The sequence below is a fragment of the Pusillimonas caeni genome (assembly GCF_003545815.1).
GTDB lineage: Bacteria > Pseudomonadota > Gammaproteobacteria > Burkholderiales > Burkholderiaceae_B > Pusillimonas > Pusillimonas caeni.
This window is the reverse complement of sequence record NZ_PDUW01000008.1, coordinates 23,073-35,170: the sequence shown is the minus strand read 5'-3', so window position 1 is coordinate 35,170 and position 12,098 is coordinate 23,073. Positions and strand designations below refer to the sequence as shown.

Sequence of the window (12,098 nt, the reverse complement as noted above, 5' to 3'; positions counted from 1 at the left end):
GCGCGGCGAGACTGACTGATTGACGAATTCGATCATTCGAAGGAGCATGCATGGACGAGCGGGCGCACAAGGTGGTGATCGTCGGCGGTGGCGCCGGTGGACTGGAGCTGGCCTCCAAGCTCGGGCGCCGCTTCGGGCCGGGACACGTCTTTCTGGTCGACAGCTCGCCCGACCACATCTGGAAACCCTCCCTGCACGAAGTGGCGGCGGGTACGCTGGACATCCACCGCGAAGGGCTGTCGTACGCCATGATGGCCAAGGACAGCGGCTTCACCTTCATCTACGGCGCGCTGAGGGGCGTGGACCGCGCATCGCGCACCATACGGCTGGACGCCGTGATGGACGAGCAGCACGAAATCTTTCCCGCCCGCGACATCGCCTACGACACGCTGGTGCTGGCGGTGGGCAGCCGCTCCAACTTCTTCGGCACGCCCGGCGCGCGCGAGTACGCGGTGGCGCTGGACTCCACCGAGCAGGCCGAGCGCTTCCGCAAGCTGTTCCTTCGCAAGCTGGTCATCGCCCATAACGGCTCCCAACCTCCCGAAGCTTTGAAGATCGCCATCGTGGGCGGCGGCGCCACCGGCGTGGAGCTGGCGGCCGAGCTCGTCGAGGCCAGCAAGAACATCCGCTACTACGGCCTGGAACGGCTGGACCCCGCGCACAGCATACACATCACCCTGCTCGAGGGCGCGGGCCGCATACTCTCGGCCCTTCCGCCCAAGATGTCGGACGCGGCCCAGCACCTGCTGCAAGAGCGCGGCATCGACGTCAAGACCTCGGTGCGCGTCGCCTCGGTGCAGGAAGACGGCCTGACCGACGCCCAGGGCAGGCATTATCCCTGCGACATCTGCGTCTGGGCCGCGGGGATCGAGGCGCCGTCCTTCCTGGCCGAGCTGGGCCTGAGCGTCAACCGCCTCAACCAGGTTGTGGTGGACCGCATGCTGCGCACCGATGACCCGAATATCTTCGCCATCGGCGACTGCGCCCAGGCGCCGTGGGACAAGGAAGGCGAATACTTGCCGGCGCGCGCCCAGGTGGCCCATCAGCAGGCCGATTTCCTCATTCCCATACTGCGCGACCGCATCGAGGGCAAAGAGCCTTCCCAGAGCGCATTCCGCTTCAAGGACTACGGTTCGCTGGTCTCGGTCGGCCATACGCGCGGCGTGGGCAGCCTGATGGGCGTCTTGTCGGGCAAGAGCTGGTTCGTCGAAGGGCTGGTGGCGCGCATGATGTATATGAGCCTGCACCTGATGCATCACCTGGCGGTGCTGGGCGTGGTGCGCACCTTCGTCATGGCGGTGGGGCGGCTGCTGCTCAAGCGCAGCGCGCCGCGCGTTAAACTGCATTGATCGCGGCCATGCCCCAACCGTCTTGACCACAACGGCTGCATCGGCCCCGCATCACGCCCGTCTACCGAAGAGTCCGCCATGTATCGCGCCCGCATCGACTCCCCTTTTGGCCCCATGCTGCTTTGCGGCAGCGGCGAGGGGCTGGCCGGCCTGTATTTCACGGACCAGAAGGACTGTCCGCCCCTCGCCGGCGGGCCCGGAGTCCGCTCCGATTCGCGCCGCCCCGGTTCGGGCACCGCCGGAGGCGTGCCGCTGCGCACGTTGCGTCCCGCCCGTCGCTACGCCGCAGGCGGGGAACACCATTGTGCGTCGATGGACGGCAAGGACGGGGCCTCCGGCCAGATGGCGCTGTTTGCGGACGAAAGTGAGCTTGCGGGGCGGCCGAATGCGAACGGGCTTGCCGGTACCGTGAAAGCCGACCCGGTATCTACCGTCGGCGGCGTCACGGAAGAGGGCGCGCTATCCGCCCGGGACGAGGCGGGGCGGGACGGGCAGCCCGCCGCTTTGGAGTTGCTGCAGGAAGGCGCGCCTGAGGATGCGGTCGCTCTGTTCGCCCTCGTGCAGGCGGAGCTGGCGCAGTACTTCGCGGGCGAAAGGAAAGACTTCAGTTTTCCGCTGCAGCTGTCGGGCACGCCGTTCCAGACGAAGGTCTGGAATGCGTTGTGCCGCGTGCCCTATGGGGAGGTGGTGTCGTACGGAGACCTCGCGGTGCTGGCGGGCATGACGCCCGGCCATGGCCGGCCGGTAGGCACGGCGGTGGGACGCAACCCGGTCGCCATTGTGGTGCCTTGCCATCGCATCATCGGCAGCAATCGGACGCTTACCGGCTACACCGGCGGACTGGAGCGCAAGGTGGCTTTGCTGCAGCTGGAAGGCTTCGCCTTCGGCCGATAATTGTTCTTGACCCGTGAGGGTACGGTCGTCACAGCCTCAGAGGACCAGCAGCACAACAAATTACGATCTATGAGGCGTGGGGCGGGTGGGTATTTTGGGCGACGTTCGAGCAAGCCGAGTACCCTGTCAGTTTCGGGGAGGCAAGCCCGCAGCTGTCTGAGCGGCGAGCTTGGCGGACCACTGGTCCGCCGCCGCGAGTTCTGCGGGCGCCCCGAAACTGATAGGGTGCGAGGGTAGTCCGGCGCAGCCGGACCGCAGCGAGCGGCGCCCAAAATACCCACCCGCCCCACGCCGTCTTAAAGACTCAAACTAGACGCCTGATTCTAAAAAAAAGCCCGTACGAAGAACTCAAAACCGATCACCCCACCGCTATTTATTGCGCAGATCGTGCTTCATGAGGCGCTCTTTCTCGCGCGCCCAGTCCTTGTCCCGCGCCGTATCGCGCTTGTCGTGCAGCTTCTTGCCGCGTCCCAGTCCGAAGTCCATCTTGATGCGGCCGTTCTTGTAGTGCAGATTGAGCGGCACCAGCGTATAGCCGCGCTGCTCCACCTTGCCGATGAGTTTCTTGATCTCCTCGGCCTTCAGCAGCAGCTTGCGCGTGCGGGTCGAATTCGGGTGTATGTGCGTGGATGCCGTGGGCAGCGGGCTGATGTGCATGCCCACTACAAAGATCTCGCCATCGCGCACGATGATGTAGCTTTCCTTGATCTGCACATGGCCCGCCCGAATTGCCTTGACCTCCCAGCCTTCGAGCACGAGGCCCGCCTCGAAGCGGTCTTCGATGAAGTAATCGTGGGTTGCCTTGCGGTTGTCGACAATGCTCATGAATCAAGGGTTCTTGCGGTAGAAGGTAAAATCAATACATTCTATCCATTAACGACATTCGATGCATACAGTCCAACGCTCCGTACTCGTACCCTATAACCGCGCCCAGATGTTCGATCTGGTCGCCGACGTCGACAAGTACCCCGAGTTCATGCCCTGGTGTGGCGGCGCCGTGGTGCAGCAGCGGGACGAACACGGCATGCAGGCGTCGATCACCATCAGCATCGCGGGCATCAAGCAGACCTTCACCACCCGCAACGAGCACCACTATCCCGAGATGATCACCTTTCATCTGGTCGACGGGCCGTTTTCCGCCCTGACCGGCACCTGGCGCTTCCAGGAGCTGGCCCCCGACGCATGCAAAGTGCTCTACACCATGGAATATGCCTTTTCCAACCGGGCGCTCGAAATGGTGGTGGGCCCGGTCTTCAATCGCATTGCCACCAGCTTCATCGACTCGTTCACCCAGCGAGCCCAGGCCTGCTATGGAGACTGAGGTCGTCAGGCGGCGCGCGGGCGCGGCCTCGCCGCGTGTCGCGGTCAAGAGCCCCGGCGCAGGCCCGACCGGCAGCATAAAGGTGACAGTCGTCCATGCAGAGCGTGACAGCGTCTGGCAAACCGCCTTGACCGTGCCTTTCGGCACCGACGTCGGCACCGTTCTGAAGCTAAGCGGCTTCGCCCGGGCCTTTCCCGCCTATCCCGTCGATGCGCCCGCCGTGGGCATATTCGGTCGCCGCTGCCATCTGGAAGAAACCGTGTCGGACGGCGACCGTGTCGAGATCTATCGGCCGCTGGATTACGACCCCATGGAATCGCGGCGGCGCCGGGCGGAACACCGCAAGGCCGCTGAGCAGCAGACCCGGTTCCGCCCCCGCCGGGTACGCGGCGCGGACAAATCATAGACGGCGGCGGGCCGAGCGCGGGCCGGCCGGCCCGACCGCCACAACCCGGAGTGCATGCGCATGAGTACCGACCTGTTGTTCGACACCCTGGAGGCCGGCGGCGGCCGCCGCATCGCCGTGGCCACCTTGAATCGGCCTCGAACCCTCAATGGCCTGACATTGCCGATGTGCGCTGAGCTGGACCGCCAACTGACTGCATGGGAAAAAGACGATGCCGTGGTCATGGTCGTGCTGCGCGGCGAGGGCGGCAAGGCCTTTTGCGCCGGGGGCGACCTGCACAGCCTCTACGCCTCCATGCAGGCAGCCGAGCCCGGCGACGCCTGGAACAATGAATACGCCCGCGACTTCTTCGCCGTCGAATATCGGCTGGACTATCACATACACCGCTATGCCAAGCCCCTGCTGTGCTGGGGCAGCGGCATCGTCATGGGAGGCGGCGTCGGCCTGATGATGGGCGCCAGCCACCGCGTCGCCACGGAAACCACCCGTTTCGCCATGCCGGAAATCACCATCGGAATCTTTCCCGATGTGGGCGCCAGTTGGATGCTCGAGCGCCTGCCCGCCGGCATCGGCACCTTCCTGGCCCTGACCGGCGCCCAGCTCGGCGCCTCGGATTGCCGCCATCTGGGCCTGGCCGACTACTGCCTGTACTCGGCGGGATGGCCCGCTCTGGCGCAGGCGCTGCAGAGCGCCTCGTGGTCGGACGACCGGCAAGAGAACGACATCCGGCTGGATCGGCTGCTGCGGTCGATGGCCTTGACCGACATGGGCTGCCCCGGCCCGCTGCAGTCTCTCTACGAGCGCATCGCCGAGCAGTGCGACGGCCCCGACTTCGAGGCCATCTGCGCCGGCGTACAAGGGTGGCAGGATGCCTCGAACCCCTGGCTTGCCCGCGCCGCGCAGACCTTCATGCGGGGTGCTCCCGGCTCGGCGCGCCTGGGATTCACCCTGCAGAAGAGGGCGCGGGGCCTGTCGCTGGCCCAGGTGTTTCAGATGGAGTACACCGCCATACTGCAATGCGTCGCGGGCGGCGATTTCAGGGAAGGCGTGCGGGCGCTGCTGATCGACAAGGACAAGTCGCCCCGCTGGTGGCCGGCCTCGATTGCGGAGGCGGACAGTGAATGGGTGCAACGCTTTTTCGTCCCCGCCTGGCCGGCCGGCGCCGCCCATCCGTTGGCCGACCTGGGCGCGTAAGACCTCAGCCTCAACTAGCCCGCCTCGACGGTGTCGATGGAATAGGGTAAAGGCTGGATGCCGATGTGCGGACCGTCGACCGAGCCCAGGCGATATTCGGCCGTGCCCAGGTCGGCCAGGTGTACCTCCAGCAGCAGATGGGTGCGGCCATCGTGGGTGGCGGCGTTGACTACGCGGCCACTGGGCGATTCGGGCCGCGCGGCGTCGAAGATGTCGCTGCCCGCCAGCGAGGCGGCGGATTCGGCTGAATCGGCGACGCCATAGGCCATGCGGCGCTTGATGGTTCCGCGGTAATGGCTGCGGGCCACCACTTCCTGGCCGGGATAACAGCCCTTGGTGAAATTGACGCCTTCGATCAAGTCCAGGTTGAGGGTTTGGGGAATGAAGACGTCTTGCGTGGCGGCCTGCGTCCAGGGAAGGCCGGCGGCGATGTCGGCGGCCTGCCAGGCCGCCTGCAGTTCGGACGCCTGCCCGCCCTGGGCGGGGATTTCCTGGCCGGTTACCAGCCACCAGCGCTGCAGTCCGGTGTCGGCGCGCGGAGCACTGACCCAGGTACCCTGGTCTGTGCGCACCACGCTCCAGGGCGCGGCGCCTGCGGGAGGCGCCAGGGGGCCGGCGGGGGTCTCGCCGGCCTGAAGCTGAACCCCCCATACGGCGAGCGGTTCGACGGTGAGCTTGGCTTTGGCCCGCAGGATGAACATCGACAGCCTCTTGGCCAGCGTTTCGGCGATGTCGGCCTTGATGAGGGCGACGAAATCCGCCGGATTGGCGGGGTCGCGCCAGATGACCACGGTGCCCAGCAGGCGGCCCTTGGGCGTGCAATAGCCCGCCAGCCGCGCCTGGCCGGACGGCAGGCCGGCGATGTCCTGGGTGAGCTGGCCGTGCAGGAAGTCGGCCGCATCGGCGCCGGTGGCGCGCAGGACGGAAAGATCGGCAAGGGGGGTCGCAAAAGCAGGGGAATTATTCATGGATACGACGGGTCTGAAAGCGGGTGGGGCATAAACCAATACACTACACCGTTTATGATAACGGCAATTCCTTACCATGCCGGACGGACGCCGGCGGGTCAAGGCCATCGGCTACACTTTTGAAGCAATGAAACGCAGATTCGGTATTTTCCTTCTTTATGTACTGCTCTTTGCCGCGCTTGCCGGGCTTGCCGCCAGCGCGGGGGCCTGGTATTGGGCCACGAAGCGGGCCGTATCCATGAACGCCGAGCGCATCGATTATCTCGTCGAGCCCGGCAGCTCGCCCCACGGCGTGGCGCGAGTCATGAACGAAGCGGGCATCCGGATCGACCAGCGCGCCTTCGTGGTCCTGGCCCGCCTGACCGAGCTCGATCGCCAATTGAAGGCCGGGGCTTACGAAGCGAAAAAGGGCGACACGCCCTGGCAGCTGCTCGAGCGCATGGCGCAGGGCGACATGACCCTGACGCGGCTCACCCTGGTAGAGGGCTGGACCTACCAGCAGATACGCGGCGTGCTGCGCGCCAGCCCGGACGTCAAGCAGACGCTGGACGGCGTTTCCGACCAGGAGCTATTGCAGCGCCTGGGCGCCGAACAGTCGCATCCCGAAGGGCTTTTCTATCCCGATACCTACGTTTTCACGCCGGGAACGACCGATTTCGACATATTGCGGCGCGCCTACCACGCGCAAATGCAGCAACTGGACAAGCTCTGGGCCGAGCGCGAGCCCGACCTGCCCCTGTCAAGCCCCTATGAAGCCCTGATACTGGCTTCCATCGTCGAGAAGGAAACCGGCCATAGCGCCGACCGCGCCCGCGTGGCGGGGGTCTTCGTCAACCGCTTGCGCATCAAGATGCCGCTGCAGACCGACCCCACCGTCATCTACGGCATGGGCGAAGCCTACGAAGGCCGCATCCGCAAGCGCGACCTGCAGGCCGACACGCCCTGGAACACCTATACGCGCGGCGGCTTGCCGCCCACGCCGATCTCCAGCAGCGGCCTGGCTTCGCTGCATGCCGTGCTCAACCCTGAAAAGCACAAGTATCTGTACTTCGTGTCGCGGGGAGACGGCACCAGCGAATTTTCCGAAACCCTGCTGGCGCACAACCGCGCCGTGTCCAAATACATTCTGGGACAACGTTGAACATGACTACCCCACGCGGCTGTTTCGTGACGCTCGAAGGGCTGGACGGAGCCGGCAAAAGCACCCATGTGCTCGGGCTCGTCGAGCACCTGCGCGGCCGGGGCCTGGACGTCGTATGCACCCGCGAACCCGGCGGCACGGAAATGGGCGAGGCCCTGCGCCAGATTGTCCTGACCCGGCCCATGCAGCTCGAGACCGAACTGCTGCTGATGTTCGCCGCCCGCTGCGAACACCTGCGCACCGTGATCGAGCCCGCGCTCGCCGCCGGAAAATGGGTGGTCTGCGACCGTTTTACCGACGCCAGCTACGCCTATCAGGGCGGCGGGCGCGAGCTGGGCGCCGAGCGGGTCGAAGCCCTGGAGCAATGGGTGCATCCGCACCTGCAACCCGATCGCACCTGGCTTTTCGATGTGCCGCTGGCCATTGCCCGCGAACGCCTGGCGCGCAGCCGCGACCTCGACCGCTTCGAACAGGAAGGGGCGGACTTCTTCGAACGCACCCGCCAGGCCTATCACGAACGCGCCCGGCGGCATCCGGGCCGTGTCCGGGTGCTCGATTCCAGCCGCGACATCGAGGTGGTGCGGGCCGACCTCATCGCTCAGGCACAAGAGCTGGAGCAAGCCTGGCGCGAAGGACGGCTGGGAGGCAGCGCATGAGCGCGCCGCCCGGTTTCCTGCCCTGGCAGCACGACACCGCCGAACAATGGCTCGGACGGCGCGAGCGGTTTGCGCATGCCTGGCTGATCCACGGGCTGGCCGGCATAGGCAAGCGCCGCTTCGCCCTGGCCGCGGCCGCCAGCCTGCTTTGCGAGTCGCCCCAGCGCGGCATCGCTTGCGGGCGGTGCCATGCCTGCGCCTGGGTGGCCTCGGGCAACCATCCCGACCTGCGCCGCATCCGGCCGGACGCCGTGGCGGCCCAAGAAGGAGAAGACGCCGCCGACGAGGCCGCGGAGCCGGCCGGCGGCTCGGCCCGCAAGGCGCCGTCGCGGGATATCCGTGTCGAGCAGCTGCGGGCCCTGCACGACTGGTTCAACACGGCCACCCACCGGGGCGGCTGGCGAGTGGCCGTACTGTATCCCGCCGAGGCGCTCAACATCATTTCGGCCAACGCCTTGCTCAAGGTGCTGGAAGAGCCGCCCGCCAATACAGTGTTTCTGCTTACCGCCGATGCGCCCGACCGCCTGTTGCCCACCCTGGTGTCGCGCTGCCGGCGTCTGCCGCTGCCCGTGCCGCGTCCCGAGCAATGCCTGCCCTGGCTGCGCGAGCAGGGCCTGACCGACCCGGGCCCCTGGCTGGCCGTTGCCGGCGGCGCGCCGCTGCTGGCCTTGGAAAGGGCCCGGAGCGGCGAGGATCACGCCTGCCCGGCGTGGTTGAAGCAACTGCTGTCGCCCCTGGCGCAAGGCGGCGCGCCCGAAATCGGTCCGTTGGCCGACCTGCTCGAGAAACAGGCGCCGGCGGCCTGGATCGATGCCTTGCAGCGTCTTTTCGTCGACCTGTCGCTGGCCGCCGTCCAGGCGCCCGTGCGTTATTTCCCTGAACAAGAGAAGGGCTTGCGGGCCATTGCGCAACGCGCATCCCGAGAGCGTCTGGCCGAGGCGGCCAAGTGGCTTGCCTCGCAGCGCGCGGTGGCCGATCATCCCCTTAATGCCAAGCTGTTTACGCATGCCGCGTTGCAGCGTGTAGTCCAGGCCTGCGGCCCGGCCGCATCCACAGAAACGGTTTGAACATGTATGTAGACTCGCACTGCCATCTCGATTTTCCCGAGCTGGCCGAAAACCTGCCCGGCATCCTGGAGAACATGAAGCGCAACCAGGTGGGCCATGCGCTGGTGGTCAGCGTCAATATGCCGCAATGGCCCGGCCTGATGGAAGTCGTGGCGCCGCATTCCCATCTGTATGCCTCGGTGGGCGTGCACCCCGACTACGAAGATACGCCCGAGCCCACGGTGGAACAGCTGGCCGACATGGCCCGGCACCCCAAGGTCGTGGCGATAGGCGAGACGGGGCTTGATTATTTCCGCCTTTCGGAGCCGCTGGAGTGGCAGCGCGAACGCTTTCGCACCCATATCCGCGCCAGTCGCAAAAGCGGCCTGCCGCTCATCATCCATACCCGTTCGGCCAGCGAAGACACCCTGCGCATCATGCGCGAAGAGGGCGCCGACGAATTCGGCGGCGTGATGCATTGTTTCACCGAGTCGTGGGAAGTGGCCCAGGCCGCCATGGAGATGAACTTCTACATTTCATTGTCGGGCATCGTCACGTTCAAGAAGGCGGTCGACCTGCAGGACCTGGCCACCCGCATTCCCCTCGATCGCTTGCTGATCGAAACCGATTCGCCTTTTTTGGCGCCCGTACCGTATCGCGGCAAGACCAACGATCCATCCAAGGTCATTCACGTGGCCGAGAAGATCGCTGAATTGCGAGCTGTGCCCGTGGCTGACGTGGCTCGGCAGACTACGGAAAATTTCTTTAGTCTTTTCAGCAAGATAAAAAGATAACTTGATAAATTGATTTAATTAAAATGTTGACCTCGTTGCTCTTGTGCGGGTTGGGGTGGCGCCAGGTTATTTAAAGTAATTTCTTTAATGTAATTTCTTAAATTATTAAATTAACCCATTGATTTAATTGAAATGAATATTTCATTCAAAGCGATTTTTGCCGTAATAATCCTGGCTTTCTCGGCCCAGGTCATGGCTGCTTCAGCCAATTGGTGGATCGACATCACCAATGACCGGGTCGAGCAGATCAAGTCGCAGCTGGCTATGGGCGAAGACCCGAATGCGGTCAGCAAAGAGGGCCAGCCCTCTATCATGCAAGCCATACAGGACGGAGCATGGGACGTCTACGATTTGCTGGTGCGGCATCGCAACATCAACGTCAATGCGGTGAACGCCCACGATGAAACTCCTTTGATGTACCTGGCCGTCATCGGCCAGACCAAGCGCGCGGCAGACCTCATCAAGAAGGGGGCTGAAGTCAACCGCCTGGGCTGGACACCGCTGCACTATGCGGCGTCGAAGGGGCACGCGGATACAGTCAAGCTGCTGCTGGCCAACAAGGCCATCGCGAACGCCCCGTCGCCCGACGGCACTTCGCCGCTGATGATGGCTGCCTACGCGGGAAGCGAGGAAGTGGTGCGTATTTTGCTGAACGCCGGCGCCGACGTTACGGCTCGCAATCTGCGCGGCGAGGACGCGGCCGACTGGGCGCGGCGCAAGCATGAGAACCGTCTCGCCGCCCAGCTCGATGAGCTGACGCAGAAAGTACTGAAGCAGCGCGCGGCGGCCGGCGGCGGCGCCGCGGCTTCTTCCGCATCGGCATCGCAGCCGCCAGGCCGCGCACAGCCCGTCGATTCCGGGAAAGCGCCTTTGCCGAGCGGCGGGCGGGACAGCGGCCGGCAGTCAGGCAATGCGCAGGCCGCCGGCTCCGCCCAGGAGGACTCGGGCTCGACCTCCCGCTACTTCGACCTGGACCGCTTCGAGCGGGACGACGACCGGTTCTAAGCGCCGAGCACCGTCTGGCTGTTTGCATCGGCCAGCTTCACTTCGGGCGGCCTCTGCACTTCGGGGGCTGCCGAGGCGAGAATCTCTGCGCGGCTTCCGCTTAGCGGCGGGTAGATCCTGCGGCAGTTGATGGTCTGCTTGGTGTTTTTCGCCGTTTCGCCAGAAGCAATCACCTGGCGATCCCAGCCTGTGGTGTACACCGCGCCCCACGGCCCCAGGTCCAGGACAGTGGTGTACCAGTCGATGTGCAGCGGCAGCATGGGCTTGCCCAGCAGGTCGGCGGCCACGTTGTGTCCGGCATACCGACCCATGGGCCGACCGTGCTGGCACGACATCACCGTGGTGTGGGGGGCATCCAGCATGGACCAGGCCGCATCGCCGGCGGCAAAGACGTTTCGCAGCCCCTTGGCCCGCATGAACTCATCGACGGCGATGCGTCCCAGGCGGTCTTTTTCGACGGGAAGCAGTTTTCCCAGCTCATTGGCCTGCATGCCCGCGCACCAGACGATGGTGGGCGCGGGGATTCTTTCGCCGCTGGCCAGGGTGGCGCCCGTGGCATCGACGGAGGTGATGGCGACGTCTGTGCGGGTTTCTACGCCGAGCGCCGCCATGGCCCGCTCGATGACGGCCATGGCTTGCTCGCCCATGTCCGACCCGATGGACGAATTGGAGTCGGCCAGAATGACGCGTATGGGCTCGTCGCCATGGTGCGCCGCCCGTATGGCCTCGAGCCGGCCGGGAAGCTCCGAAGCCAGTTCTATGCCGGTCAGCCCGGCGCCCACGACCAGCACCGTGTATTTGCCGCGATTGTCGCGCTGCGAATCGGGCAGGCCGGCAAGATGCTGCTCGAGCCGCTTGGCGGCCTGGTAGGTGTCGATGTCGAACGAGTGCTCGGCCAGTCCCGGAATGGCAGGGCGCCGCAATTGGCTGCCCAAGGCATAGACTAGGCGGTCGTAGGCCAGATATTGGCGGCCCGCGGGGGTATCGACCGTAACCGTTTGCCCGCTTGCATCGATGTCGCTGACGGTGCCTTGAACATGACGGACCCCAATGGGATCAAGCACCCTGGCCAGCGGAATGACGGTGGATTCCAGGTCTTCCTCGTAATTGCGGACCCGGATGCTGTGGAAATCGTTTTGATCCACGACGGTTATGCCGACCGCGTCGGCCCCGACGCCCAGTTCGTCCAGTTTCCTTGCCGCCCCGATTGCGCTCCACAGGCCTGCGAAACCACTGCCGACAACCACGATGTTCTTCATTTGGACAACTCCTTTGAGATTGTTGCTTGCACTGCCCCGGACGCGGATCCGTCCCGGTCCGGGTC

The 12,098-nt window shown here is 65.1% G+C and carries 13 protein-coding genes; 10 read left to right on the top strand and 3 right to left on the bottom strand.

All coding sequences use genetic code 11. The features are described from left to right. Nucleotides 1–50: 50 nt before the first annotated feature. Complete coding sequence (locus CSC67_RS16550) at nt 51–1,349, top strand: NAD(P)/FAD-dependent oxidoreductase (protein ID WP_118995560.1); 1,299 nt, start codon at nt 51–53, stop codon at nt 1,347–1,349. Nucleotides 1,350–1,427: 78 nt separating this feature from the next. Continuing rightward, a complete protein-coding gene (locus CSC67_RS16545; RefSeq protein WP_118995559.1) occupies nt 1,428–2,243 on the top strand; it encodes a methylated-DNA--[protein]-cysteine S-methyltransferase in 816 nt (271 codons plus the stop codon). 369 nt (nt 2,244–2,612) lie between these two features. On the opposite strand, the gene smpB is transcribed toward CSC67_RS16545, so the two are convergent. Further along, complete coding sequence (gene smpB, locus CSC67_RS16540; protein WP_017523452.1) at nt 2,613–3,068, bottom strand: SsrA-binding protein SmpB; 456 nt, start codon at nt 3,066–3,068, stop codon at nt 2,613–2,615. 61 nt (nt 3,069–3,129) lie between these two features. Here smpB and CSC67_RS16535 point away from each other — a divergent pair, with 61 nt between their 5' ends. The 3 genes from CSC67_RS16535 to CSC67_RS16525 are packed head-to-tail and all read left to right on the top strand — an operon-like array spanning nt 3,130 to nt 5,164. Further along, nucleotides 3,130–3,564 (top strand): type II toxin-antitoxin system RatA family toxin, encoded by a 435-nt coding sequence (locus CSC67_RS16535; RefSeq protein WP_118995558.1) that lies wholly within the window; start codon nt 3,130–3,132, stop codon nt 3,562–3,564. Next, entirely contained in the window at nt 3,554–3,970 is a 417-nt protein-coding gene (locus tag CSC67_RS16530) for an RnfH family protein (protein ID WP_118995557.1), read from the top strand. Before CSC67_RS16535 ends, CSC67_RS16530 begins: the two co-directional genes overlap by 11 nt. Before the next feature lie 60 nt (nt 3,971–4,030). Further along, nucleotides 4,031–5,164, top strand: a complete 1,134-nt coding sequence (locus CSC67_RS16525; RefSeq protein WP_118995556.1) for an enoyl-CoA hydratase/isomerase family protein — start codon at nt 4,031–4,033, stop codon at nt 5,162–5,164. 14 nt (nt 5,165–5,178) lie between these two features. On the opposite strand, the gene ygfZ is transcribed toward CSC67_RS16525, so the two are convergent. Continuing rightward, complete coding sequence (gene ygfZ, locus CSC67_RS16520) at nt 5,179–6,132, bottom strand: CAF17-like 4Fe-4S cluster assembly/insertion protein YgfZ (RefSeq protein WP_118995555.1); 954 nt, start codon at nt 6,130–6,132, stop codon at nt 5,179–5,181. Nucleotides 6,133–6,259: 127 nt separating this feature from the next. On the opposite strand from ygfZ, the gene mltG reads away from it, so the two are divergent. From mltG to CSC67_RS16495, 5 genes are all read left to right on the top strand, one after another. Further along, nucleotides 6,260–7,273 carry an endolytic transglycosylase MltG gene (gene mltG, locus CSC67_RS16515; RefSeq protein WP_118995704.1) on the top strand — a complete coding sequence of 338 codons (1,014 nt, stop codon included), beginning with the start codon at nt 6,260–6,262 and terminating at the stop codon, nt 7,271–7,273. A gap of 2 nt (nt 7,274–7,275) precedes the next feature. Beyond that, the gene (gene tmk, locus CSC67_RS16510; protein WP_118995554.1) at nt 7,276–7,929 is read left to right on the top strand and encodes a dTMP kinase; all 654 of its coding nucleotides are present in this window, start codon (nt 7,276–7,278) and stop codon (nt 7,927–7,929) included. Next, nucleotides 7,926–8,996, top strand: coding sequence for a DNA polymerase III subunit delta' (holB, locus tag CSC67_RS16505; protein ID WP_118995553.1), 1,071 nt, complete (start codon nt 7,926–7,928; stop codon nt 8,994–8,996). Before tmk ends, holB begins: the two co-directional genes overlap by 4 nt. Before the next feature lie 2 nt (nt 8,997–8,998). Further along, a complete protein-coding gene (locus CSC67_RS16500) occupies nt 8,999–9,769 on the top strand; it encodes a TatD family hydrolase (protein WP_118995552.1) in 771 nt (256 codons plus the stop codon). Nucleotides 9,770–9,961: 192 nt separating this feature from the next. After that, nucleotides 9,962–10,774, top strand: coding sequence for an ankyrin repeat domain-containing protein (locus CSC67_RS16495; RefSeq protein WP_245220270.1), 813 nt, complete (start codon nt 9,962–9,964; stop codon nt 10,772–10,774). Here the strand turns inward: CSC67_RS16495 and CSC67_RS16490 are convergent. Next, complete coding sequence (locus CSC67_RS16490) at nt 10,771–12,033, bottom strand: NAD(P)/FAD-dependent oxidoreductase (protein WP_118995550.1); 1,263 nt, start codon at nt 12,031–12,033, stop codon at nt 10,771–10,773. The genes CSC67_RS16495 and CSC67_RS16490 overlap by 4 nt on opposite strands. Between the last annotated feature and the right edge of the window lie 65 nt (nt 12,034–12,098).